Genomic DNA, 25,905 nt, shown 5'->3' on the forward strand with positions numbered 1-25,905 from the left:
AAAACAGGCGAGAAAGCGGAGTTTAGGGAACCTAAATGAGCATTTCGAGGCTGTTTTTAACGCAGTATCGCCGACCGGAGTAGTTTTCAATGATCTGAAAAAGAAAACCCCGCCGAAGCGGGGTCTTACAGACTGTTTCCCTGACATCCATTTCTTCCCGCCATCCTGGCAGGCTTCCTTACGTGTCCCTGTTATGTCTTGGTGCGCTTCCTGCGCTACGTCCATGGATTTAGATTAGCTTTGGATCCAGTTACGCGATAGGGCCAATCGGCACCAGGGCATGTAAGCAAATGCTTACACGTTGTAGTCCGCGTCAGAATTGCGACGCTTCCAAAAGGAACAGTGTTTCACTGCCCGCTTTCACCGACGCGCTCAGTGAATGAATGCGCGGCAGCAGACGGGCGAAATAGAAGCGCGCGGTACCCAGTTTGCTGGCGTAGAAGTCGTCCTGAGCGTCCTTGCCCGATGCGGCCTTGGCCATCATCGCCCACATGTAGGCATAGGCGGTGTAACCAAATGCATGCAGATATTCCACCGATGCCGCGCCGATTTCGTTGGCGTTGGTACGCGCGCGATCCACGACCCAATGCGTCAGTTCGTCCAATGTATCCAGTGCGGCGCTCAATGGCTGCGTGAATTCGCTTTGAGAAGCGTCGGAGCCGGCAATGAACTGGCGGATTTCATCGGCGAACAGCTGGTAATACGCACCGCCGTTAGCGACGATTTTGCGCCCCATCAGGTCCAGCGCCTGAATACCGTTAGTGCCTTCGTAGATTTGCGTGATGCGCACGTCGCGCACCAGTTGCTCCTGGCCCCATTCGCGAATATAGCCGTGACCGCCGAAAACCTGTTGGCCGTGAACCGTGGTTTCCAGGCCCAGATCAGTCAGGAAGGCCTTGGCTACCGGCGTCAGCAGGGCGACCAGATCGTCGGCGCGCTGGCGGGCAGCGTCGTCTTCACTGAACTTGGCGATATCCAGCTGCATGGCGACGTAGGTCGAGAACGCGCGGCCGCCTTCGTTGCTGGCTTTCATGGTCAGCAACATGCGACGCACGTCGGGATGGACGATGATCGGATCGGCGATCTTGTCTTTGTGCTGCGCGCCTGTTGGCGAACGGCTTTGCAGGCGATCACGGGCGTAGTCGACAGCGTTCTGATACGAGCGCTCGCCGGACGCCAGGCCTTGGATGCCAACGCCGAGACGCTCGTAGTTCATCATGGTGAACATCGCCGCCAGGCCTTTGTTCGGCTCGCCGATCAGATAGCCAACCGCCTCGTCGAAGTTCATCACGCAGGTCGCGGACGCCTGAATGCCCATCTTGTGTTCGATGGAACCGCAGGCCACGGTGTTGCGCGCACCCAGGCTGCCGTCGGCGTTGACCATGTACTTGGGCACCAGGAACAGCGAGATGCCTTTCGGGCCAGCCGGTGCGTCCGGAAGTTTGGCCAGCACCAGATGAATGATGTTTTCGGTGAGGTCGTGTTCGCCGCCGGTAATAAAGATTTTGCTGCCGGTTACCTTGTAGGAACCATCGCCTTGCGGTTCGGCCTTGGTGCGGATAATCCCCAGATCAGTGCCGGCGTGGGCCTCGGTCAGGCACATCGAACCACACCAGATGCCCGCGTACATGTTGGGCAGATACGTGGCTTTCAGCTCTTCAGTGGCGTGGGCGTTGATCGACACGCAGGCACCGGAGGTCAGCATCGGATACAGGCCGAACGCCAGGGTCGCGGAGTTGAGCATTTCCTCGACCTGGGCCGAGACCGCCTTGGGCATGCCCATGCCGCCGAATTCCGGGTTGCCGCCAACGCCGACCCAACCGCCTTCGGCATAGGTTTGATAGGCCTGCACGAACCCGGCTGGCGTGGTCACGACGGTGTCCTTCCAGTGGCAGCCTTCTTCATCGCCATTGCGGCTCAACGGCGCAATGCTCTTGCTGATGACTTTGCCCGCTTCTTCGAGGATCGCTTCGACGGTTTCGGCATCGACAGTTTCAGCCAACGCCGGGAGCTGCGCCCAGAGTCGGGAAACGTCGAAGACTTCGTTGAGGACGAAGCGCATATCGCGCAGCGGAGCTTTGTAGTCAGCCATGGCAAACCTCGCAAGAACAGGAGCAGTACGCCTGAAAGAGTGATCCGCAGACGCTGTGCGGACCTCGGTATCGATTGGGCTGAAGTGTAACTGAACACCGGGAGCGACACATAGGGTCAACTCGTGACTATTATCAATACTTTAGTCACATGTTTCCTGTGGACGAAAAAAACTCGGCGCTCGCCAGCCTCCGTACCTTGGGAACTCCAGTGTGATCAGCCTGCCGCGCCGACCATGCGTACCGCGCCACGTTTGTTGACGTTACCGTTGGACATGACGCAGTTGCGACCGGCGCCTTTGGCGGCATACAGCGCCTGGTCGGCGGCCTTGAGCACTTCTTCCGGCGTGCGATGCTCCGGCTGACGTTCGGCGACGCCAATGCTGATGGTCACTGACACGCTGGAAGCCTGGGCGGCACCCCGGCGCTGACGACCTTGATGGTCGTCTTGAGGTCGGTTGTCATTGTTGCGCAACAGGATGTCGTAGTTGGCGATGGACTCGCGGATCACTTCCAGATGCGGCAGGCATTCTTCCAGTGTCTTGGCCGCGAACACGATGGCGAACTCTTCACCGCCATAGCGATAAGCCTTGCCGCCGCCGCTGGTGATCTTCGACAGCTTGCTGGCCACCAGCCGCAGCACCTGATCGCCTACGTCGTGGCCGTGGGTGTCGTTGAATTTCTTGAAGTGATCGACGTCGCCCATCGCCAGCACATAGTTGCGACCCAGGCGTTGCATCCGCTCGTTGAGCGCGCGCCGCCCCGGCAGGCCGGTCAGTTCGTCGCGGAAGGCCATTTGATAGGCTTCGTGAGCCACCGCTGCGGCAATCATCAACATCACCTGACTGCACAGGATGTTCAGGGTAAACGGCAGAATGAAGGTTTTTGGCAGCGCCCAGAACAGCCCGATCAAGCCGACCAGCTGCGCGGCGTGCAGCGGCCTCGGTTTGCGCACGTACTGCACGACCAACAGGCTGAAGGTGATCAGGAACATCAGGTAAGAAAGCTGGATCAGGCTCATCCACGCGCCATGCAGCGCGGGCCAACGGATCTCGGCGAGCGAGCGAAGAACGGTGTCCGGATAACTTTGCTCCAGCCCCAGCGCAACAGCACCCACCGCAACCAGCACCGCGAGCCGGGCAATCATGTCCTGGAAAAGATGCGTGCGTTCTTCCCAGGCGGCGTACACACCGAACATCAACGGCAGCAGCAGGCACACCAGATGAAAGACCACTGCGGCGTCTTCGCGCACCTTGCCGAAGTCGCGGAAGTAATCGGTCTGGGTGTCGAGCAGGAAGTAGGCAATGTACACGGTGATCATCAGAAACAGCTCACGCTGGCGCCGATAAACCCCGCAATACGCACCGCCGAGCAACAGCACCAGGGTCGGCAGGACGTTGAACAGGGAGGTAAAAAATACGTTCAAATCTTTCACGTACGCAGCCGCAAGCCCCGCAAGCAGCAATACCAGCGATGGCAGGAAATGGCTCAGACGTGCAGATGAAGGACGCAGCAAGGTGATTGTCTCCTACCCGGCATTGGGCAAAGATCTCAGTTGATGGCATTGTGCCCTCATAACCCGATAGCAGGCTACATTCTTTAACGGCAGGAGACGGGAAAGGTTTATTGGCGCGCCCCGGTTAAACGGTAGGAGGGGACTCGTCCCCGATGCGGTGGCACAGGCAGCGTTAATGTTTCGGGTCGGTTGTCGTCTGCAAGATAGCCTCGGGGACAAGTCCACTCCTACCCACAGCGTGCACAAAAAAGCCGCTTCCCCCAACGGAGGAAGCGGCTTTGGATAAAGCCAGCGGTGCTTAGTAAGCCAGGCCGAAGTCTTCTTCTTTCATGTCCATCAGGTTGCTGGCGCCCGACAGCATGGTCGCGACGTGGGTGCGGGTACGCGGCAGGATGCGCTGGAAGTAGAAACGCGCGGTCTGCAGCTTGGCGGTGTAGAAGGCTTCTTCGGTGGTGCCCGCAGCCAGTTTTTCGGCTGCAATGCGCGCCATGTCAGCCCAGAAGTAAGCCAGACAGGCGTAACCGGAATACATCAGGTAATCCACCGAAGCGGCACCGACTTCTTCGCGATCCTTCATGGCGGCCATGCCGACTTTCATGGTCAGCTCGCCCCACTCTTTGTTCAACGCAGCCAACGGGGTGACGAATTCCTGAACGGCTTCGACGCCTTCGTTGTTCTGGCAGAACTTGTGGACGATCCTGGTGAAGCCTTTAAGCGCCTCGCCTTGGGTCATCAACACTTTACGGCCCAGCAGGTCCAGCGCCTGAATGCCGGTGGTGCCTTCGTACAGCATGGAAATGCGGCTGTCGCGAACGTTCTGCTCCATGCCCCACTCGGCGATGAAGCCGTGGCCGCCGTAGATTTGCACGCCATGGTTGGCGGACTCGAAGCCCACTTCAGTCATGAACGCCTTGGCAATCGGCGTCATGAACGCCAGCAGTGCGTCGGCTTGTTTCTTGGCTTCTTCGTCCTGGCCGTACTTGACGATGTCCACCAGCTTGGCGGTGAAGTAGACCATCGCGCGGTTGCCTTCGGCGAACGCTTTCATGGTCAACAGCATGCGGCGCACGTCAGGGTGAACGATGATCGGGTCAGCGGCTTTTTCAGGCGCTTTCGGGCCGGTCAACGAGCGCATTTGCAGGCGATCGCGAGCGTATTTCAGGCCGCCCTGGAAGCCGATCTCGGCGTGGGCCAGACCTTGCAATGCAGTGCCCAGACGCGCGGTGTTCATGAAGGTGAACATGCAGTTCAGGCCTTTGTTCGCCGGGCCGATCAGGAAACCGGTGGCCGCGTCGAAGTTCATCACGCAGGTCGCGTTGCCGTGGATACCCATCTTGTGTTCCAGGGAACCGCAGGTCACCGCGTTGCGCTCGCCAACGCTGCCGTCAGCGTTGGGCATGAACTTGGGCACGATGAATAGCGAAATGCCTTTGGTGCCAGCCGGTGCGTCCGGCAGGCGGGCCAGCACGATGTGGACGATGTTATCGGCCATGTCGTGTTCGCCGGCCGAGATAAAGATCTTGGTGCCGCTGACACGGTAAGAACCATCAGCCTGAGGCTCGGCCTTGGTGCGCAGCATGCCCAGGTCGGTGCCGCAATGCGGTTCGGTCAGGCACATGGTGCCGGTCCATTCGCCGGACACCAGCTTGGTCAGATAGGCATGACGCTGCTCTTCGGTGCCGTGCTCGGAAATGGTGTTCATCGCGCCATGGGACAAGCCTGGGTACATGCCCCACGACCAGTTGGCTTCGCCGACCATTTCGCTGACCGCAAGACCAAGAGACTCAGGCAAACCCTGGCCGCCATGCTCGATGTCATGGGCCAGGCTTGGCCAGCCGCCTTCGACGAATTGCTTGTAGGCTTCCTTGAAACCGGTTGGCGTCTTCACGCCCGATTCGCTCCAGGTACAGCCTTCGATATCACCGACACGATTCAGCGGCGCCAGAACCTGCTCACAAAACTTGGCGCCTTCTTCAAGAATGGCGTCAACCATGTCGGGAGTAGCGTCCTGGCAAGCCGGCAGACTTTGATAGTGCGCTTCGTAGCCGAGCAGTTCGTCACGAACGAAGCGAATATCACGCAAGGGGGCCTTGTAGTCAGGCATAGCGATAAACCTCTGCTGTTGAATCCTGGAATGTATGACCGATCGGTCGCTGCGGGAAGGTTCCCCAACCACCGGACAAACTCGGATGCCTAGCGGTCAAACAGGTGTTTGAAACATACGTTTACGCCTGGGCCTTGTCAAGCGTGCCTAACGCGCCGTTCATCGTCGACTTCGCTACAAACCTTGCAGGCAAAGGGATGCAGCGCAGGATGAAGAATCCGTCGATGGCGTGAGTCTAGTTCAGCGAGTGGACGCAGCGGATTGGGCAGCAGATGGATAGAAGCGCGTGATGACAGGGGATTCAGCACGCAACGCCGTGCACGATTGCACGGCGAGAAGGGTCGATCAGGCGTAAGTGTCGATCAAGGTACCGAGCGCTTCGTCGCTGGCTTTTTGCACGGCTGCGCCAGCTTGGAACTGGGACTTGGCCGATTCCAGCTCAACGATGTTGGCCGAGAGATCACTGCGCTGGGAACGGTCGACGGAACGCAGATTTTCCAGCTGGAAATCCGAAGACTGGCTTCTGCCGGAAACTTCGATATTGCTGCTGGCGATCTGAGTGGCCGCTTGATCGACACGAGATTGCCCAACCTCCATCGCGCTAAGGCCTGGATACAACGTGTTGTTCATACTGATTTGCATGTGTCGATCCTCCTGTTCTGATAACGAACACCTGCTATTGAAGCAGTAAAACTGGTAAATAGCCTGACAATTAGACTAATGGCACTTCGCCGCCTCATAGACTGAGTCTTGGCACCCCCTGACTCAAGCACGCAAATGTTACCAAGCGTGGCAGAGAGTGACAGCTCAGTGCTCATTCGCCTGAAAACGGTGCACGACCCAGCGCGCTCGAATCAGGCTATACCTAGTCTACGCAGGCGCTCGTGGTGGTGATGGTCAAAATTTGTGCAGTGGCGCACATCCTGCATCTTTTCCTCAACCTCCTTCAGTGGATTCAGCCGACCCAAGCCCTCCCATGCGCCCAAAGGAACTCAAACACTGGACCACCGGCATCGCCCACCTCCTCGATCTGCCGATGGGCGCCGCGCGGCTGAGCGGATTGAGCCAGTGGCTGAAGCAGATATGCCCGGTCGATCATTTCGTGCTGTTCGTTTATCAGGGCAATCACCGGCCGCTGGCCTTGTTCGATACCTTCACGCCGGACAAGCGCAAGGTCTACGTCGATGATTATCAGTGCGGACCGTACCTGCTCGACCCGTTCTATCTGGCCTGCACCCGCCGCCAACCGCCCGGTCTGTGGCGCTTGCGGCAGTTTGCGCCTGATCACTTCTACCTGAGCGAGTATTACCTGGCGTATTACCAGCAGACCGGTCTGGCCGAAGAAGTGGCGTTTTTTGTCGATCTGGGCGACGACACCACGGCGGTTTTGTCGTTGATGCGCGCCACGTCCAGCTGCGCCTTCAGTCGGGACGAATTGCAGTTGATGGACTGCACGCAACCCATCGTCGAGCAGATCATCGGCGAGGCGTGGAGCCAGTTCCACGCCGACAAACCGCGTCCGGCGCAGGATCTGGACTTCAAGATCCACGCCGCATTCGATCATTTCGGCGCGCATATCCTGACCGGTCGCGAGCAGGAAATCGTCCGCCTGCTGCTGCGCGGCCACTCCAGCGCCTCGGTGGCTGAGCAACTGTCGATCAGCCCCGGCACGGTGAAAATCCACCGCAAGAATATCTACGCCAAGCTGGGTATCTGCAGCCAGTCGGAGCTGCTCGGGTTGTTCATTCGCGAACTGGCCGGGCCGGAGATGGCGGCGACGGGGTGAATACATCTAAGATCGCACGGCTGTAGATACGCTTTTGATGCTGGTTAGAACTTGCACACTTCCCGTAGGACTGGCTTCAGCCGAGAGGAGTCCGGTACATCCGCAGCAGATCCTTCGTCAGCCTTTTCGCCCTCCCGGCTAAAGCCGGTCCTACGAGATGACCGCATTTCAATTGTGGGAGCGAGCTTGCTCGCGAAAAGGCAGATACATCCGGCACATTTATCGATATGAAATACCGCCTTCGCAAGCAAGCTTGCTCCCACAAATCCGTCCTTCTCTATCCCCCAAGGGATATATACAGCGCAAAACCCCGGTTGCTAGTTTGATCGCCATTGCAGAGACCGATGCACTGGAAATCACGCGAGCGCCGACGATGAGTGACAACAGCCACGCCAACGATATCGAGTTCCGTCACGTAGAGAAGCTCTACGGCAATCTGAAAGCCGTCAACGACCTGAGTTTTCAGGTGCGGCGCGGCACGTTCCATTCGTTTCTCGGCGGCTCCGGCTGCGGCAAGACCACCACGTTGCGGATGATTGCCGGCTTCGATCAGCCCAGCTCCGGGGAAGTGTTGCTGGCGGGCAAGAACGTCGCGGGTGTGCCGGCGTTTCAGCGGCAGGTGAACATGGTGTTCCAGCATTACGCACTGTTCCCGCACATGACCGTCGCCGAGAACATTGCCTACGGCCTGCGCTACAGAACCCCACGCCCGGACAAGAAAGAACAACGTCGCCTGGCGGATGAAGCGCTGGAGATGGTGCGTCTCAACGGCCTCGGGCATCGCAAGCCCAGCGAATTGTCCGGCGGCCAGCAACAGCGGGTGGCGCTGGCCCGCGCGCTGGTCAACAAGCCAACGGTGTTGCTGCTGGACGAACCGCTGGCCGCGCTGGATCGCAAGTTGCGCAAGGAAATGCAGTCCGAACTGCTGCGCTTGCAGCGCGAAGTGGGGATCACTTTTGTGCTGGTGACTCACGATCAGGAAGAAGCGCTGTCCATGAGCGACAGCATCAGCGTGATGCACAGCGGCTCGATCATTCAGACCGCCACCCCTGAACAACTCTACGAAGCGCCGGCCAATCGTTACGTGGCGGACTTCATCGGCGAATCCAATCTGTTCAACGGCACAGTCCGGCATTTGACTGGCAACTCGGTGGTATTGCGCACCGATCACGGCCTTGAACTGACCAGCCCGCAAACCCCGACCGGCATGGCGCTGAGCGCCAACACACCGGGCTGCATCGCGGTGCGTCCGGAACTGATCAGCATTGCCGCGCCCAACGGTCTGCTGGCCCGCGATGTGACCCTGAACGGCTGCGTCGAGGACCGGATTTATCTGGGCAACCTCACTGAATACCGCGTACGCACCGAACCGTTCGGCATCGTCTGCGTCCGGGTGCCGCGCCATCTGGGCCAAGCCGGACCAGGCACTGATTTCGGCGGTTTTGAACACGGCGCCGCAGTGCGCGTTGGCTGGGATAACGCCAGTGGCCTGGCCATGGCTTTGTAAAAACTCACTTCACGCTGCTTCGAACACCGCTCACTTCGAACACACATCAGACCGGGAGATTGCCATGGACCAGAAGACTTTTATCAAGACGATGCGCAGCTGGCAGAACGGCTCGATCAGCCGTCGCGAATTTCTCGGCCGCACCGGTCTGGGCGTTGCCGCCGCCGTGGTTGCGACCAACATGCCCGGCCTGTTGATGGGCACCAAGGATTCGAGCGCGGGTGCCGCAGAAAAGAATATTGGTGATCGTCTCGGCCTGGCGACCTGGCCGAACTATCACAGCCAGGACAACCTCGATGCCTTCGCCAAAACCACCGGCGCTCGGGTGGCCATGAGCGTGTTCGGCTCCAACGAAGAAATGCTCGCCAAGCTGCAAGCCGGCGGCAGCGGTTGGGACGTAATGGTGCCGACCAATTACACCATCAGCACCTACGTGAAACTCGGTTTGATCGAGCCGCTGGACCTGTCGCGCATCCCCAATTTCGACCCGGCCGCTTTCCAGGAAAAATTCATGGCTCAGGGCACCGTCGATGGCAAGGTCTACGCCGTGCCGAAAAACTGGGGCACCACCGGCATGGCCTACGACAGCGCCAAGCTCAAGGCCAAACCGACGTCATGGAAAGAATTCTGGGCCCTGGCGCAAGGTGAAGGCAGCGGCCGCACCATGATTCACGACTACCAACTGACCGCCATCGGCAACGCGCTGAAATCATTCGGCTACAGCTTCAATTCCCTTGACCCGAAGGAGCTGGCCGACGCGGAAAAACTGCTCATCGAGGTCAAGCCGCATCTGTTTGCGATCAACTCCGACATTCAGCCCTCGATGCGTAGCGGCGACGCGGTTCTGGCCATGTCGTGGACCGGCGATGCCTCGCAGCTGCATCGCGACATCCCGACCATGCAATACGCGCTGGGCAAGGAAGGCGGCGAGTTGTGGAGCGACTTCTTCGCCATTCCCAAAGGCGCCGAGCATCGCGATGCGGCCTACGCCTTCATCAATTACCTGCTCGATCCGCAGCACAACAAGCTTGAAGTGTTGAGCCACGGTTATCCGAGCGGCGACAAGCGCGTTGATGCGCTGCTGCCCACGGCGATGCTCAGCGACCCGATCATGTACCCGGCCGCCGAGCAGTTGAGCCCGCTGGAGTTCGGTGCAGCCGCAACGCTGACCAGCCCGTTGCGTGCCGAACTGATGGCCCGTTTCAAATCCGCCTGACCCATCGCCATGCGTAGCAAGGACCCGTCCATGAACGCCGTAGCCTCATCCGAAACGCTTCTTGATGAAGCCGACGCCTCGCCTGCGCAACTTGCCCAGGCCCAAGGCAAGCGCCGCAGTCTGCGGCGACGCATCACGATGCTGATGTTGCTGCCGTCGACGCTGTGGTTCTTGCTGCTGTTGGTGATGCCGCTGCTGATCATTCTGGTCTTCAGCTTCGGTGAGCGCAGCGCCGTCGGCGGTTATGCCGGCGGCTTGACGCTGGCCAACTACATGAATCTGAGTTCCCGCGCCGCCGCGTTCAGCAACACGCTGATACTGGCGCCGCTGGGGACGTTGGTGTGTTTGCTGGCAGCTTATCCGCTGGCCTATTTCCTCGCAGTGCGCGCTGGCAAAAATCGCTCGCTGCTGCTGACGCTGGTGATCGTGCCGTTCTGGACCAGCTTCCTGATTCGCACCTACGCGTGGATTTTCATCCTCAGCGGCAAAGGCATCCCGGCCATGCTCGCCAGCCTCGGGCTGGACGGCGTGCGCCTGATCAACACGCCGACTGCGGTGCTGATCGGCATCGTGTACGGCTACTTGCCGCTGATGGTGTTCCCGATCTACGTCAGCCTGGAAAAGCTCGACAAACGCCTGCTCGAAGCCTCCGCCGATCTGGGCGCCAGCGCGTTCGAAAGCTTTCGGCGTATCACCTTGCCGTTGTCGGCACCGGGGATCATCACCGGGGTCATGCTGGTGTTCATCCTGTTGATGGGCGAATTTCTGATCCCGGCGATTCTCGGTGGCGGCAAAGTGTTTTTTGTCGGCAATGCGCTGGTCGACCTGTTCCTGCAATCGCGCAACTGGCCATTCGGCAGTGCGCTGGCCATGACACTGGTGGCAATCATGCTGGCAATCATCGGCATCTACCTGAAACTGGTGAAACGCTACGGCGGCACCCCCGGCGATGGAGCCTTGTGACATGTGGCTACGCAGCTATTCAACCTCGCTGTACCTGTTCCTCTACGCGCCGATTGCGCTGATCATGCTGTTCAGCTTCAACGCCGGGCGCAGCGGGCTGGCGTTCGAATGCTGCTCGGTGCAGTGGTTCGGCCGCGCGTTCAGCAACCCGTTCATCATGGAGGCGCTGGGCAACAGCGCGATGATCGCCACCTGTTCGGCCGTGCTGGCGACGCTGTTCGGCACCTTGGCAGTGTTCGGCCTGCAACGCGCCGGACGCAAGATCCGCCTGCTGTTCGACGTGCTGACCTATTGCTCGATCATCATTCCCGGCATCGTCATCGGCATCTCGACGCTGATCGCCTTCATCAGCCTGTTCGATGTACTCAACCCGTTGCTCGCCAATCTGATGCCGGGCTTCCCACGTCTGAACATGGGTTTTTTCACGGTCATCGCCGCGCACTCGTTGTTCACCATGGCGCTGGTCATGGTCATTGTCCGCAGCCGGGTGGATTCGCTGGATAAAGCCCTGCAGGAAGCCTCTGCCGATTTGTACGCGCCGCCGCTGGAAACCTTCTGGCGCGTGACCTTGCCGCAAATCACCCCGGCAATCATGGCCGGCTTCCTGCTGGCGTTCACCTTCAGCTTTGACGATTTCATCATTGCGTTCTTTGTCGCGGGGCCGGAAACCACCTTGCCGATCTACATCTTTTCCTCGATCCGCCGGGGCGTGACGCCCGAGATCAACGCGGTTTCCACGGTGATCATCTGCGTGTCACTGGCGCTGCTGTTCACCTCCCGTTATTTGCAGAATCGCCGCACAGGAGCCTCACATGCGTGATCAGTTGTACATCAACGGCGAGTGGGTCAGCCCCGACCTGGGCGGCTATCTGGAGGTCATCGATCCGGCGACCGAGCAGACGTTGCAACGGGTCGCGGCAGGCACCGAAGAAGACATTGATCATGCGGTGCGCGCCGCACGTCGGGCATTCGACAGTGGCTGGAGCCAGAGCAGCGGCGCCGCGCGCGCGGTGTGGCTGGAAACCCTGGCGGACGAACTGCAAAACAGTCAGGACAGCATCGCCCGGCTGGAGGTCAGTGATAACGGCAAGCCGCTGCCCGAAGCGCAATGGGACATCGCCGACGCGATTGGCTGTTTTCGTTATTACGCAGGCCTCGCGCGGGAGCTGGACGGTCGGCAGGATCAGCCGCTGGCGCTGCCGGACGCGCGTTTTCGGTGTCGCACGCGCCTTGAGCCGATCGGCGTTGCCGGGCAGATCATTCCGTGGAATTACCCGCTGCTGATGGCCGCCTGGAAAGTCGCACCGGCGCTGGCGGCTGGCGCGGCGGTGGTGTTGAAACCGTCGGAGCTGACCCCGCTGACCGCCCTGGAACTGGCGGCCGCTGCCGACCGCATCGGCTTGCCCGCTGGCGTGCTCAACGTGGTGACCGGGTTGGGCAGCGATGCGGGCAGCCCGCTGACGTTGCATCCCGGCGTCGACAAACTGGCCTTCACCGGCAGCGTGCCGACCGGCGCGAAAATCATGTCGGCAGCGGCCCGCGACATCAAGAACATCAGCCTGGAGCTGGGCGGCAAATCGGCGTTCATCGTGTTTGATGACGCGGATGTCGAGGCGGCGGTGGAATGGATTCTGTTCGGGATTTTCTGGAATCAGGGCCAGGTGTGCAGCGCCACGTCGCGCTTGCTGGTGCAGGAAAGCATTGCGCCGCGGCTCATCGAAAGACTGGTCGAGGAGGCGCGCAAGATCACCATCGGCCCGGGCATGGAACCGGGCGTATTGCTCGGCCCGCTGGTGAGCAAAAGCCAATACGACAAGGTGCTGGGCTTTATCGATCAGGGCCAGGCCAGCGGCGCCAAGCTGCTGACCGGCGGCAAACGCCCGGCGCATCTGGGGCAAGGCTATTTCATGGAGCCGGCAATCTTTGACGAGCCTGCCGAAAACAGCATCGTCTGGCGCGAAGAAATCTTCGGCCCGGTGCTGTGCATCAAGCGCTTCAAGGATGAACAGCAAGCCCTGCAAATGGCCAACGCCAGCCGCTTCGGCCTCGCCGCCGCCGTGATGAGCGCCGACCCGCAACGCGCCACCCGCGTCGCCAACCAGCTGCGCGCCGGGATCATCTGGGTCAACTGCTCACAACCGACCTTCGTCGAAGCGCCCTGGGGCGGCATGAAACACAGCGGCATCGGCCGCGAACTGGGCCAATGGGGCCTGGATAATTACCTGGAGGTCAAACAAGTCACCGAATACATCGGCGAAGAGCCTTGGGGTTGGTATTTGAAATGAACCTGCAACGGCAGATCCGGTAGGAGGGGACTTGTCCCCGAAGGCGCCAGTTCAGGCGACAATGCTTTTTCGGATGATCTCGTTGCCAATTCAATTGCATTCGGGGACAAGTCCCCTCCTACCGATCCTCAGCAATAGGCGGGAATAATCCCAGTCCTAATCCAGCAACTCCAGATGCAGATACTCCGCCACCCCTTCGGCGCTGGGTTTCTTCAGGCGTGGTACGCGGCCCAGGCAGGGCGCGGGCAGGCGCTCGGCGAGGGTCGCTAGGTTTTCTTCCAGGCGCGAAGTCTTGGCGTCGACGATATTGGCAACCCAACCCGCCAGTTGCAGCCCGTCCTGAGCGATGGCCTCGGCGCTCAGCAGCGCGTGATTGATGCAACCCAGGCGCACACCAACCACGAGAATAACCGGCAATTGCAGCGCGACAGCCAGATCGGACAGGTTGGCCTGATCCGCCAATGGCACACGCCAGCCGCCAGCGCCTTCGATCAGGCTGAAATCCGCGTTGCGCGCCAACAACAACCGCATCGGCTTGAGCAAACCTTGCACCGTCAGCGCCACGCCCGCTTCCCGCGCCGCCAGATGCGGGGCGATGGCTGGCTCGAAGGCCACGGGGTTGACCTCGTCGTAACTCACGGCAACCGAGCATTGCGCCAGCAGGGCCAGCGCGTCGTCGTTGCGCAAGCCATTGGGAGTCACCGCGCAGCCGGAAGCAACCGGTTTGCCCGCCACAGTGCTCAAACCTGCCTGTCGCGCGGCGTACAACAGGCCAGCGGCGACCGTGGTCTTGCCCACGTCGGTGTCGGTTCCCGCGATGAAGTACGCACGGCTCATCTCGGCTTTCCTCTGCTGCATCCTAAGTTCACCGGCTTTTTTCCAGCACGGTGTAGACCACCTGATACGTCGCGGGCAAGCCTTCAGGCTGACGGAAGCCCTCGTAAGCGTTGATCAGCGCCAGTATCCGCGCCCGCCCGGTCAAGCCGCCAGGCCTGCCCGGATTGAGATTGTGTGCGCCCAAGGCTTTCAGCTCGTGGGTCAGGCTGCGCACGTCCGGGTAATGCAAAACATGCGGCTGCACCTGCAGAGAGCTTAGGCGCAACCCGCTCGCCGCGCACAACTGCTGATAATCCTGCAACTGCCGGAAGCGGTTGACGTGCACCAGACCGTCGACGGTTTGCCAGCTGTCACGCAGCTCAAACAGCGTACCGACGCACAAACTTGCGAAGGCGAAAACCCCGCCCGGCTGCAATACACGCCTGACTTCGCTGAGCACTGCGGCAAAATCCGCGCACCACTGCACCGCCAGGCTGGAGAAAATCAGCTCGCAGCTGGCATCCCGCAACGGCAAGCGCTCGGCGTCACCGGCGACAAAATGTTCAGCGCCACCCAAAGGCTGCGCATGCCGCAACATGCCTTCGGCGATATCCAGCGCCACGCCGTGACCCCGGGGGAATTTTTCCGCCAGCACCCGGCTGAAATAACCGGTGCCGCAGCCCAGATCCAGCCAGCGTTGCGCTTGCAAACCTTGCGGCAAACGCGACAGCAGCTCGCCGCCCACGTCGCGCTGCAACTGAGCGACGCTGTCGTAACTGCCCGCCGCGCGGGAAAACGATGCGGCTACCTGGCGTTTGTCAGGCAAACCGCCTGGCAACTTCGGATGGGATAAATCAGTCATCACCGGACTCATGTAGAAACGCCTGGATCGCCGCCGCGACACCGTGAGGATTTTCCAGGAGGAAGGCGTGGCTGGCCTGCTCGATGACGCCGACTTCGACGTCCGGCAACAGCGCCAGCAAATCGCCCGCGGCTTCAGCGGGCACGAAAGCATCAAGCCCGGCAAACAGGTGCAGCTGCGGCCCGCGATAGGTTTGCAAGGCGCTGCGCGTATCCAGTTGCTCCAGCAATTGCAGGCTGTGGACCAGCGCCGCACTGGATCCATGCGGTGCGCCAGCCTTGAGCAGGCGCGCAATACCGCGCGGATCTTCTGCACCCTGGGCGCACAACAGGCTGAAACGCTTGAGCGTGCCATCGGGATCGTCGATGCAACCGGCCAGGAACGCCTCGAAATCCCCGGCCGCCATCGCGTTGGGCCAGGCGCCGCGCGTCACGAAACAGGTATTGCTCGCCAGCGTCACCAGCCCGCAGCAACGCTCGCCGCGCCGCGCCGCCAGTTCGGCGGCCAACATGCCACCCAACGACCAGCCGCCCAGCCAGGCGTTGTCCGGCAGATTGGCGTCCAGTTCGTCGAGCCATTCCTGCGGGTCGCTGCTTTCCAGCTCAGGCAGCGGCTCGATTTCCACGCGCAAATGCTCGTCCAGGCCACGCAATGCAGCGGCCAATGGCTCCAGCGGCGAAATGCCCAAACCCCAACCGGGTAGCAGGATCAACTGATCACGCATGATGTGGCTCCACCGAATCGCGCTTATCCAGCAGCGGGTAACACTGCGCCAATGCATTCAACAATAGCTGCACTTGCGCCTGCGTGTGGGCGGCGGAAAAGGTGACCCGCAAACGCGCGCTGCCCGCAGGCACGGTGGGCGGCCGGATCGCCGTCACCAGCACGCCGCAATCACGCAACATCTGCGACAGGCGCATGGCGCGGCCGGCGTCGCCGATCAGGATCGGCTGGATCGGAGTAAAACTGTCCAGCAAGGTCAGGCCGATCTGTTCGGCACCGCTGCGAAACTGGGCGATCAAGCGCGCCAGATGCTCACGGCGCCAATGCTCGGTGCGCAGCAGTTCGAGGCTTTTCAGCGTTGCGCAGGCCAATCCCGGTGGCTGGCTGGTGGTGTAGATGTACGGACGGGCGAACTGAATCAGGGTTTCGATCAGCTCTTCGCTGCCCGCAACAAACGCCCCGGCAGTGCCGAACGCCTTGCCCAGCGTGCCGATCAACACCGGCACGTCGTCCATGCCCAGGCCAAAATGCTCGACGATACCGCCGCCATTGGCACCCAGCGGGCCGAAGCCATGCGCGTCATCGACCATCAGCCAGGCGCCTTTGGCTTTCGCCGCTTGCGCCAGCGCCGGCAGGTTGGCCAGATCGCCGTCCATGCTGAACACGCCATCGGTGACCACCAGCGTATCGCCGCTGGCTTTCTCCAGACGCGCGGCCAGGCTCTCGCCATCGTTGTGCAGATAACGGGAAAACCGTGCGCCGCTGAGCAAACCGGCATCGAGCAGCGAAGCATGATTGAGCCGGTCTTCCAGCACCGTATCGCCCTGCCCGACCAGCGCCGTCACGGCACCGAGGTTGGCCATGTAGCCATTGGAAAACAGCAGCGCCCGCGGGCGGCCGGTCATTTCCGCCAGCGCCACTTCGAGTTCGTGATGCGGGCCGCTGTGGCCGATCACCAGATGCGAAGAACCGCCACCGACGCCCCATTTTTCAGCACCGGCCTGCCAGGCAGAGATGACTTCGGGATGATTGGCCAGGCCCAGATAATCGTTGTTGCAGAACGCCAGCAACGGCTGACCATCCACCACCACATCCGGCCCTTGCGGGCTTTGCAGCAGCGGGCGCTGGCGATAGAGATTGTCAGCACGGCGGGCAGCGAGACGTGCGAGAAGATCGAAGGACATGCAGGCCTCGGGGGAAATTTAAGCTCCCGTAGGACCGGCTTCAGCCGGGAGCGGGCCAGTCAGGAAAGAGGCCCTCCCGGCTGAAGCCGGTCCTACGGTCGGTAGTCAAACCGCAGCGTTATAAAACTGCGCGCTGCTCTTCTGTTCGACCAGCGCCTGTTCAATGGCGGCCTGATGCACTTCGTCAGCGTGTTCTTCGCGGGCTTCGGGTTTGATACCCAGGCGCGAGAACAACAGCATGTCCTTGTCGGCTTGCGGGTTGGCGGTGGTGAGCAGTTTGTCGCCGTAGAAAATCGAGTTGGCTCCGGCGAAGAATGCCAGCGCCTGCATCTGCTCGTTCATCGCTTCGCGACCGGCCGACAGCCGCACATGGGATTGCGGCATCAGGATGCGGGCCACGGCGAGCATGCGGATGAAGTCGAACGGGTCGATGTCTTCGGCGTTTTCCAGCGGCGTACCGGCAACCTTGACCAGCATGTTGATCGGCACCGATTCCGGATGCTCCGGCAGATTGGCCAGCTGGATCAGCAGATTGGCGCGGTCGTCGAGGGATTCGCCCATGCCGAGAATGCCGCCGGAGCAGATTTTCATCCCCGAATCACGCACGTAGGCCAAGGTTTGCAGGCGCTCGCCGTAAGTACGGGTGGTGATGATGCTGGAGTAGAACTCTGGCGAGGTGTCGAGGTTGTGGTTGTAGTAATCCAGACCCGCCGAAGCCAGCGCTTCGGTCTGATCCTGATCCAGACGACCCAGGGTCATGCAGGTTTCCAGGCCCAGGGCTTTCACGCCTTTGACCATCTCCAGCACGTAAGGCATGTCTTTGGCCGAAGGATGCTTCCAGGCCGCGCCCATGCAGAAGCGCGTCGAACCGATGGCCTTGGCGCGCGCGGCTTCTTCGAGAACCTTCTGCACTTCGAGCAGTTTTTCTTTCTCAAGGCCGGTGTTGTAGTGGCCGGACTGCGGACAGTACTTGCAGTCTTCCGGGCAAGCGCCGGTCTTGATCGACAGCAAGGTCGAGACCTGCACGCGGTTGGCGTCGAAATGAGCGCGGTGCACGGTTTGCGCCTGAAACAGCAGGTCATTGAAGGGCTGTACAAACAGCGCCCGAACTTCGGCTAAATTCCAGTCATGACGCAAAGTGGCGGTAGTGCTGGCGCTCATCGGGCGGCTCCTCGGGATTTTCTTTTAGCAGGCGACCGGCAGCTCAGCATTATGCAAACGCTTAAAGTCCACAGGCGCGACACGGATGTTCGGCATATTTAAGGAAGAGCCATGCGCTGTCAACCACAAAGCCAATACCCGGTTTACATCTGGTTAAAAAACAAACAAATCTGTTTGCTGTGCGATGAACGTACCGATTCACTGTTTGCCATCTGCGTACCTTGCGAAGCGGAGCTGCCGTGGCTGGGCGATCAATGTCGGCATTGCGCCCTGCCGCTGGCAATGGCCGATCTGAGCTGCGCGCAATGCTTCAACCATCCGCCTGCGTTTGATGAAGTGTTGGTGCCGTGGCTCTACGACTTCCCCGTGGACAGCCTGGTGACGCGCTTCAAGCATCAGGGCAATTGGCCCATGGGCCGCCTACTGAGCGAACTGCTCGGACAATTCCTGCAACACCGCTTCGACGAAGGTCAACCGAAGCCAGACGTGCTGCTGCCGGTGCCGCTGGCCAGCAAACGCCTGCGTCAGCGCGGCTATAACCAGGCCGCAATGCTCGCCGACTAGCTTGGCCAACAATTACAGCTGCCGGTACAACCTCGCTTGCTGATCCGCACCCGGGAAACCCCGGCGCAACAAGGCCTGAACGCCAAAGCCCGCAAACGTAATCTGCGTGGCGCCTTTGCCTTGGTCGAAGCTGAGAAAATCACCGGCCAGCATGTGGCGCTGATCGATGACGTACTGACCACCGGCTCCACCGCCGATGCCATTGCGCAGGTGCTGCTAAAGGCCGGGGCGCGGCGGGTGGATGTCTATTGCCTGGCGCGAACGCCCAAGCCGGAGGATTAGCAGTCACGAGGATATTCAAGGTGGTGAGCTTGCTCGCGAAGGCAATATTCCAGGCTCGAAAGATTCAGGGTACCGACTCCTTCGCGAGCAAGCTCGCTCCCACTGGGATATCGCAAACTGTGCCCCGGTTTTTTCCCCAACATTTATTTTTTCCTTACACTCGCCCTCATCATCAAACAAAAAGCCGCGCCCATGCCCCTTCCTTCCTTGCTCACCCAACACATGGTCCGTCGCCCGCAGCGCATTGCGTTGTTGCAGCACATTGCCGAGCAGGGTTCGATCACCCGCGCGGCGAAAAGCGCAGGGCTGAGTTACAAGGCGGCGTGGGATGCCATCGATGAGCTGAACAATCTGGCGCAAAAGCCGTTGGTCGAGCGCAGCGTTGGCGGGCGTGGCGGCGGTGGCGCGAAACTTTCCGCTGAAGGCGAGCGCGTCTTGCGCCTTTATCATCGCCTGCAAGCCTTGCAGGCCCAGGTGCTGGAAGCCACCGAAGAAAGCACCGACCTGGAACTGCTCAGTCGCCTGTCATTACGCACCAGCGCGCGCAATCAACTGCTCGGCCGCATCGAGGCGATAACCGCTCACGGTCATAACGATCTGGTGCGCCTGCGTCTGGCTGGCGATCTGTTCATTAATGCGCAGATCACCCACGACAGCACGCTGCGCCTGGACCTGACAATTGGCACCGATGTCGTCGCGCTGATCAAAGCCGGATGGCTGAGTTTGCTCGGCCCCGACCAGCCCGCAACAACTGGACACAATTCACTTCACGGCACAATCGACGCCATTCTCGGTGCCGAGGACGGCCCCAGCGAGGTCCGCATCGCCCTGCCCAGCGGCCAGACATTGTGCTCGCTGGCCGAGCCCGCGCAGCTTGCCGCGCTGGAGCTGGTTGTCGGTAGCCCGGTGCAGGCGCAATTTGCCCCCTCACTGGTTCTGCTGGGCACCGCGCAGTAGCCGCAGCACGTCACCCTTTCGAAATGTTTTCGTCATAAAGCCTGACTAAGGTAGCTGCCACATCTGCTGGGAGCCGTGATGATGAAACTATTAGAAGAAAACCAAAGCACCGATCTGGAAAACATGGTCGGCCTCACTCGTCGAGGTTTCATCAGCGCGGGCGCCTTGTGCGGCGCCGCGATGTTCCTCGGCGGTAACCTGCTGAGCCGCAGCACAATCGCCGCCAGTGTCAGCGCCGCCTCCGGCACCTTGCTGGGTTTCGACAGCATTCCCGCCGCCACTGCCGACAGCATCAGCTTGCCGCCCGGCTATAAGTCATCGGTCCTGATCAGTTGGGGCCAACCGCTGCACAGCGACGGCCCGGGGTTCGATGCCAGCGGCAAAGGCAGCGCCGAGGCGCAGGAAGTGCAGTTCGGCGACAACAACGATGGCATGAGCCTGTTCCCGATGCCGGGCAAGCCAGACCGCGCGTTGATGGCAATCAACAACGAATACACCAATTACCGCTACCTGTTCGATCACGGCAAAGACCCGCAATCCGCCGAGGAAGTGCGCAAGGCGCTGGCCAGCGAAGGCGTGTCGGTGATCGAAGTCCAGCACAAGGACGGCAAATGGCAGTTCGTGCAGGACTCGAAATACAACCGCCGCATCCATGGCAACACGCCGATCAACCTGAGCGGCCCGGCTGCCGGGCACGACTGGCTGAAAACCGCCGCTGACAGCACCGGCAAAAAAGTGCTCGGCACATTCCAGAACTGCGCCAACGGCAAGACGCCGTGGGGCACTTACCTGACCTGCGAAGAAAACTTCACTGACTGTTTCGGCAGCAGCGACGCCGAGCAGAAATTCGATGCCGGCATCAAGCGTTACGGCGCGGTTGTCGCCAGCAAAGAGATCAACTGGCACCACCACGATCCGCGCTTCGATCTGGCGAAAAACCCCAACGAGCTAAACCGCCACGGCTGGGTCGTGGAGATCGATCCGTTCGATCCGAAATCCACGCCGGTCAAACGCACGGCGCTGGGTCGCTTCAAGCACGAAAACGCTGCCCTGGCCGAAACCAAAGGCGGCCGCGCAGTCGTGTACATGGGCGACGACGAGCGCGGTGAGTTCATCTACAAATTCATCAGCCGCGACAAGATCAATCACAACGACCCGAAAGCCAACCGAGACTTGCTCGATCACGGCACGCTGTATGTCGCGCGTTTCGATAACGGCGACGGCAATCCGGACCGGCCCAAAGGCAAAGGCGAGTGGATCGAACTGACCCACGGCAAGAACGGCCTGGACGCTGCCGCAGGTTTTGCCAATCAGGCTGAAGTGCTGATTCATGCGCGTCTGGCTGCCAGCGTCGTGAATGCCACGCGCATGGACCGCCCGGAATGGATCGTGGTCAGCCCCAAGGATGGCCAGGTTTATTGCACGCTGACCAACAACGCCAAACGCGGCGACGACGGGCAACCGGTTGGCGGGCCGAACCCGCGCGCGAAAAACCAGTACGGGCAGATCCTGCGCTGGGCGGAAAACGAGGGCAATGCCTCGGCCATGGAGTTCGACTGGGATCTGTTCGTGGTCGCGGGCAACCCGACAGTTCACAGCGGCAAACCCCAGGGCGGTTCAAGCAATATCAATGCGCAGAACATGTTCAACAGCCCGGACGGCCTGAGTTTCGACCAGGCCGGTCGTCTATGGATCCAGACCGACGGCGACTCCACCAACAAAGGTGATTTTGCCGGCATGGGCAACAACCAGATGCTCTGCGCCGACCCGCAAAGCGGCGAGATTCGCCGTTTCATGGTCGGCCCGATTGGCTGCGAAGTCACCGGCATCAGCTTCGCACCGGACTACAAGACGCTGTTCATCGGCATCCAGCACCCCGGCGAAAACGGCGGCTCGACCTTCCCCGAACACCTGCCAGACGGCAAGCCGCGTTCGTCGGTGATGGTGATTACCCGGGAAGATGGCGGCGTGATCGGCGCTTGATTAAATAGTCGCAGCTGTTGGAGCGAGCGGGCGCCTTGGTGGCCCAGATCCACCGCGTCATCGTTCTTCGCGAGCAAGCTCGGCTCCCACAGGTCCAGATCGTTGGAGCGAGGCTTGCCCGCGAATCAGGCGACTCGGTGGCCCAGATTCACCGCGTCATCGTTCTTCGCGAGCAAGCTCGGCTCCCACAGGTCCAGATCGTTGGAGCGGGGCTTGCCCGCGAATCAGGCGCCTCGGCGGTCCAGATCCAACGCGTCATCGTTCTTCGCGAGCAAGCCTCGCGCCAACGGGTTATCGCCGCTCAATCAATCAACCCATTCCCGTCATAAAACGGATACGGCCCCGGATACGCGCCGAACACCGCGTTATGGGTGACCAAGCCCTCCACGGGATGCCAGCGGTGCAACAAGTAACCCGCTGGCTCCAGATTGAAATGTGCCGGGGCGTCTTCCTGTAGATCGAGCACGATCTGATGTGAAGTGCCGGGGCAGATGCAGCTCAAGCTCCCGGCGAAACGCCGCTGCATCGGCCGGTGCAAATGCCCGCAGAGTAGACGCTCGACGTGTGGGTGCCGAGCAACCACTTTTTCAAACTCAGCCCGATTGATGAACGGCTCGCGGTCCATATGCCCGATGCCGGTGATGAACGGCGGATGATGGAGAATCAACACGGTCGGCGTATTCGGGCGCTGGGCCAACTGCTCATCCAGCCAGACCAACTGACTCTCCATCAGTTGCCCGCCATGGGAGCCGGGAATGCTGGTGTCCAGTCCGATCAGGCGCACGGGGTATTCCTCGACGACCCAATCCAGCGGCTGGTCGTGACGGATTGGCAGATAAGCCTGATCGGCAAATTCAGCCAGCAGGTGCGCGCGATCATCATGATTGCCCGGCACCAGATAAAACGGCATGTGCAGCCGATTGAGTTGCGGATGCAGCACGGCGTATTCGTCCGGGCGACCGAAATCCACCAGATCGCCGCTGATGACCACAACATCGGGGCGCGGCACGCTGGCGTTCAGATGATCAACCGCACGACGCAAGGCGCCCAAGGTGTCGACGATTCCGTAGGTCAGTTTTTGACCGGCTTTAAGGTGCAGATCGCTGATCTGCGCAATGAGGAATGGGTGGTTCAAAATAGGTTTCCATAACTGAAAGCTGCTGAACTGATTTGGTTCTTGTGGGAGCGAGCTTGCTCGCGAAGAGGCCGGTGCATCCGGAAAATTTCCAGAACCTGACAAATTGCTTTCGCGAGCAAGCTCGCTCCCACACAGTCTGCATAGGTCAATCTTTCACAAGGTAAACAACACCTGCGGCTCGACCGCCAGGGCAATCAGTGCACCCGGCAAATGAATGACGTTGTCGGTGCTGTCGACCAGCAACGGCTGCGCGGCGCCGATATCCACCAACAGGCGACTCTGCGCGCCCTGGAAAAACTGTCCGACCAGACGCCCGCGCACGTGACCTTCGCCGTCCATTACCCGCAGATGCTCCGGGCGGCAATACACGGTTGAAGGCAGGTTCGAGCCCGTCCACGGCAGCTCGCCACCGCTGACTTTCAGGCCATCAGCCGTGCGACCGTCCACGGCAAATGCATTGAGATTGCCGACAAAACCGGCGACGAAGGCGTTGGCTGGTTGCTGATAAATTTCTCGCGGGGTCGCCAGTTGCGCGACGCGGCCTTGCTCCATCACCAGAATGCGGTCGCCCAGCGCCATGGCTTCGCCCTGATCGTGGGTGACGAACACGGCAGTGATGCCGAGCCCGCGCAACAGCTGATCCAGCTCGCTGCGCAAACGCTCACGCAACTGGGCATCGAGGGCCGCCAGCGGTTCGTCGAGCAGCAGCACCCGAGGCCGTGGCGCCAGGGCGCGAGCCAGGGCAACCCGCTGGCGCTGGCCGCCGGACAGCTCATGAATGCTGCGCTTGCCGTGTGCCTGCAAACCGACCAGTTCCAACAATTCGGCACAGCGCTTGTTGCGTTCGGCGGGCGACATGCCGCGAATCTTCAGGCCGTAAACAATGTTGCCGGTCACATCCAGATTCGGGAACAACGCGTAATTCTGGAACACCATGCCGACATCGCGCTTTTCGATGGGCAGGCGAGTGACGTCAGTGTCATCGAAAAACACCTGCCCGACGTCCGGACTTTCCAGCCCGGCGATCAGCCGCAATGTGGTGGTTTTACCGCAGCCGGACGGACCGAGAATCGCGAGGGTTTCGCCAGGTTCGATGGTCAGGTTCAGGTCCTGCACGGCGACGGTGCCGTCAGCGAATGCCTTGCGGCAGCCCTGCAGGCGAATGGTGGTTCCGGTCATCGACTCTCTCCACGGGAAAGACGGGCGCTGATGGCCTGCAACGCAATCAACAGCGGCACGATCATCAGCAGAAATATGAGGGTGTAGGCGCTGGCGACTTCCAGCCGCGCCGAGGCATAGCTGTCGGCCAGCCCCACCGGCAGGGTTTTGGTCATGGGCGTGTGCAGCATCCAGGTCAGGTTGAATTCACCCAACGACAAGGTGACGACCATCAACACCCCGGCGAGAATCCCGGCGCGGCAATTGGGCACCACAACGCTGAAGAAGCGCTTGATCGGCCCCGCACCCAGACTGGCGGCAGCCTCCTCCAGCGTCGGTAAATGCTGGCGCTGCATCACCGCCATCACCGGGCGCACCAGAAAAGGCAGCGTGAACAACACGTGGCCGACCAGAATGAACAACCAACTGCTGCGAAACCCGCCGAACTGGCCGTAAGTCAGCAGCAACGCCAGGGCGCTGGCCAGACCGGGCATGGCCACCGGCAAGACCATCAACTCTTCGAAGGCGCGGCTGAAGCGATTGTTCATGCGTACCAGCGCGTAAGCCGCTGGCACGCCAATCACGCAAACGCATACCGCGCAGGCCAGCGCCAGTTGCAGCGACAACCAGACCGTGGGCGAGTACGCCTGCCAGACTTGAATCAGCCAGTCGAATGTCAGCCCACTCGACAAGCCCTGAAAATAATTGCGCGTCAGCCCGGCCAGCAAGGACATAACCACCGGCACCAACATGAAGGCGCAGACCAACAAGGTAAACAGCAGCTGCGCGATAAACAGTGTGGAACGCTTCACAGAACAGTCCCCGAATTTTTCACCAGCCGTCGAGCCAGCAACAGCACGGCCCAGGTCACCGCGCCCAGCACCACCGACAACGCCGCAGCAACGGCGAAATTCGCGTAATTGGTGAACACGTTGTAGATGGCAATCGGCGTCACGTTAAGCCGGGTGCCCAGCGTGAAGGCGGTGCCGAACGCGCCCATGGAGGTCGCGAAACAGATCGCACCGCAGGACACCAACGCTGGCGCAAGGCCCGGCACGATCACATCGCAGACCACTCGCCAATGCCCGGCACCCAGGGAATGGGCAGCTTCTTCCAGGCTGCGGTCGAGACTTTCACAGGCGGCCATCACCGTGAGGATCACCCGTGGAATCGAGAAGTACAGGTAACCGATGAACAGGCCGGTCAGCGAGTAAGCAAATATCCATCGCTCCCCCGCCAGCTCCATGCCCAGCATGGCGAACAAACCTTGACGACCCGCCAGCAGGATCACCAGAAAACCGACGACCACACCGGGAAATGCCAAGGGAAAGGTCAACAAGGCAACCAGCGCCGAGCGGCCGAAAAACCGCTGCCGGGCAAGAAAAACCCCGCTGATGCCACCGACCAGCAACGCCGCAAGCGTCACCACCACGGCGAGCACGCAGGTCTGCACCAGGCTGCCCAGATATTGCGCGCTGCTCAACACTTGCCAGTAACCGCTGCTGCCGTCGCGGTTTTCGCCGCCCAGCAAAACCAGATGCGCCAATGGCAGCAGCCAGAAGGCGAACAGCACGGCCATTGCCGGAGCCAGCGCCCAGGCCGCAGTCGGA

At 60.7% G+C, this 25,905-nt stretch carries 21 protein-coding genes and 1 pseudogene; 9 read left to right on the forward strand and 13 right to left on the reverse strand.

Going from position 1 to position 25,905, the window contains the following annotated elements; genetic code table 11:
* Positions 1–313: 313 nt before the first annotated feature.
* The 4 genes from AABC73_RS26645 to AABC73_RS26660 form a co-directional block, all read right to left on the reverse strand.
* The gene (locus AABC73_RS26645; RefSeq protein WP_341521583.1) at positions 314–2,092 is read right to left on the reverse strand and encodes an acyl-CoA dehydrogenase C-terminal domain-containing protein; all 1,779 of its coding nucleotides are present in this window, start codon (positions 2,090–2,092) and stop codon (positions 314–316) included.
* A 215-nt stretch (positions 2,093–2,307) separates the two neighbouring features.
* Complete coding sequence (locus AABC73_RS26650) at positions 2,308–3,606, reverse strand: GGDEF domain-containing protein (RefSeq protein WP_341521584.1); 1,299 nt, start codon at positions 3,604–3,606, stop codon at positions 2,308–2,310.
* 298 nt (positions 3,607–3,904) lie between these two features.
* Entirely contained in the window at positions 3,905–5,710 is a 1,806-nt protein-coding gene (locus AABC73_RS26655; protein ID WP_341521585.1) for a phenylacyl-CoA dehydrogenase, read from the reverse strand.
* Between the two features lie 345 nt (positions 5,711–6,055).
* Positions 6,056–6,352 (reverse strand): pyrroloquinoline quinone biosynthesis protein PqqE, encoded by a 297-nt coding sequence (locus AABC73_RS26660; protein WP_065831508.1) that lies wholly within the window; start codon positions 6,350–6,352, stop codon positions 6,056–6,058.
* Positions 6,353–6,686: 334 nt separating this feature from the next.
* Between AABC73_RS26660 and AABC73_RS26665 the strand changes: the two genes are divergently transcribed.
* The 6 genes from AABC73_RS26665 (at position 6,687) to AABC73_RS26690 (ending at position 13,467) form a co-directional block, all read left to right on the forward strand.
* A complete protein-coding gene (locus AABC73_RS26665) occupies positions 6,687–7,496 on the forward strand; it encodes a helix-turn-helix transcriptional regulator (RefSeq protein ID WP_341521586.1) in 810 nt (269 codons plus the stop codon).
* A 373-nt stretch (positions 7,497–7,869) separates the two neighbouring features.
* Positions 7,870–9,003, forward strand: coding sequence for an ABC transporter ATP-binding protein (locus AABC73_RS26670; protein WP_341521587.1), 1,134 nt, complete (start codon positions 7,870–7,872; stop codon positions 9,001–9,003).
* Between the two features lie 64 nt (positions 9,004–9,067).
* Positions 9,068–10,219 (forward strand): spermidine/putrescine ABC transporter substrate-binding protein, encoded by a 1,152-nt coding sequence (locus AABC73_RS26675; RefSeq protein WP_341521588.1) that lies wholly within the window; start codon positions 9,068–9,070, stop codon positions 10,217–10,219.
* Positions 10,220–10,249: 30 nt separating this feature from the next.
* A complete protein-coding gene (locus AABC73_RS26680) occupies positions 10,250–11,182 on the forward strand; it encodes an ABC transporter permease (protein WP_341521589.1) in 933 nt (310 codons plus the stop codon).
* Position 11,183: 1 nt separating this feature from the next.
* Positions 11,184–12,002: an ABC transporter permease gene (locus AABC73_RS26685; protein ID WP_065831513.1), complete on the forward strand. Its 819-nt coding sequence runs from the start codon at positions 11,184–11,186 to the stop codon at positions 12,000–12,002.
* On the forward strand, positions 11,995–13,467 hold the full coding sequence (locus AABC73_RS26690; protein WP_341521590.1) for an aldehyde dehydrogenase family protein: 1,473 nt from the start codon (positions 11,995–11,997) through the stop codon (positions 13,465–13,467). The genes AABC73_RS26685 and AABC73_RS26690 overlap by 8 nt, the downstream gene beginning before the upstream one ends.
* Positions 13,468–13,623: 156 nt before the next feature.
* On the opposite strand, the gene bioD is transcribed toward AABC73_RS26690, so the two are convergent.
* The 5 genes from bioD to bioB form a co-directional block, all read right to left on the reverse strand.
* Positions 13,624–14,304, reverse strand: a complete 681-nt coding sequence (gene bioD / locus AABC73_RS26695; protein ID WP_341521591.1) for a dethiobiotin synthase — start codon at positions 14,302–14,304, stop codon at positions 13,624–13,626.
* Positions 14,305–14,332: 28 nt separating this feature from the next.
* Positions 14,333–15,145, reverse strand: a complete 813-nt coding sequence (bioC, locus tag AABC73_RS26700; RefSeq protein WP_341521592.1) for a malonyl-ACP O-methyltransferase BioC — start codon at positions 15,143–15,145, stop codon at positions 14,333–14,335.
* Positions 15,138–15,869, reverse strand: a complete 732-nt coding sequence (locus AABC73_RS26705; RefSeq protein ID WP_341521593.1) for an alpha/beta fold hydrolase — start codon at positions 15,867–15,869, stop codon at positions 15,138–15,140. Before AABC73_RS26705 ends, bioC begins: the two co-directional genes overlap by 8 nt.
* The gene (gene bioF / locus AABC73_RS26710; RefSeq protein ID WP_341521594.1) at positions 15,862–17,052 is read right to left on the reverse strand and encodes an 8-amino-7-oxononanoate synthase; all 1,191 of its coding nucleotides are present in this window, start codon (positions 17,050–17,052) and stop codon (positions 15,862–15,864) included. The genes AABC73_RS26705 and bioF overlap by 8 nt, the downstream gene beginning before the upstream one ends.
* A gap of 105 nt (positions 17,053–17,157) precedes the next feature.
* Positions 17,158–18,213 carry a biotin synthase BioB gene (gene bioB / locus AABC73_RS26715; protein WP_020290863.1) on the reverse strand — a complete coding sequence of 352 codons (1,056 nt, stop codon included), beginning with the start codon at positions 18,211–18,213 and terminating at the stop codon, positions 17,158–17,160.
* Positions 18,214–18,324: 111 nt separating this feature from the next.
* Here bioB and AABC73_RS26720 point away from each other — a divergent pair.
* The 3 genes and pseudogenes from AABC73_RS26720 to AABC73_RS26730 all read left to right on the forward strand — a co-directional run bounded on the left by AABC73_RS26720 (position 18,325) and on the right by AABC73_RS26730 (position 21,999).
* A pseudogene (locus tag AABC73_RS26720) lies at positions 18,325–19,059 on the forward strand (ComF family protein).
* Positions 19,060–19,251: 192 nt separating this feature from the next.
* A complete protein-coding gene (locus AABC73_RS26725; protein WP_341521595.1) occupies positions 19,252–20,016 on the forward strand; it encodes a TOBE domain-containing protein in 765 nt (254 codons plus the stop codon).
* Positions 20,017–20,097: 81 nt separating this feature from the next.
* Positions 20,098–21,999, forward strand: coding sequence for a PhoX family phosphatase (locus AABC73_RS26730; protein ID WP_341524341.1), 1,902 nt, complete (start codon positions 20,098–20,100; stop codon positions 21,997–21,999).
* Positions 22,000–22,300: 301 nt separating this feature from the next.
* Here the strand turns inward: AABC73_RS26730 and AABC73_RS26735 are convergent, their stop codons facing one another.
* The 4 genes from AABC73_RS26735 to AABC73_RS26750 all read right to left on the reverse strand — a co-directional run bounded on the left by AABC73_RS26735 (position 22,301) and on the right by AABC73_RS26750 (position 25,874).
* Positions 22,301–23,134 (reverse strand): phosphodiesterase, encoded by an 834-nt coding sequence (locus AABC73_RS26735; RefSeq protein ID WP_341521596.1) that lies wholly within the window; start codon positions 23,132–23,134, stop codon positions 22,301–22,303.
* Positions 23,135–23,290: 156 nt separating this feature from the next.
* Positions 23,291–24,316, reverse strand: coding sequence for an ABC transporter ATP-binding protein (locus AABC73_RS26740; protein ID WP_341521597.1), 1,026 nt, complete (start codon positions 24,314–24,316; stop codon positions 23,291–23,293).
* Complete coding sequence (locus AABC73_RS26745; protein WP_020290854.1) at positions 24,313–25,107, reverse strand: ABC transporter permease subunit; 795 nt, start codon at positions 25,105–25,107, stop codon at positions 24,313–24,315. Before AABC73_RS26745 ends, AABC73_RS26740 begins: the two co-directional genes overlap by 4 nt.
* Entirely contained in the window at positions 25,104–25,874 is a 771-nt protein-coding gene (locus tag AABC73_RS26750; RefSeq protein ID WP_341524342.1) for an ABC transporter permease, read from the reverse strand. Before AABC73_RS26750 ends, AABC73_RS26745 begins: the two co-directional genes overlap by 4 nt.
* Positions 25,875–25,905: the final 31 nt, after the last annotated feature.

The sequence above is a fragment of the Pseudomonas sp. G.S.17 genome (assembly GCF_038096165.1).
Lineage (GTDB): Bacteria > Pseudomonadota > Gammaproteobacteria > Pseudomonadales > Pseudomonadaceae > Aquipseudomonas.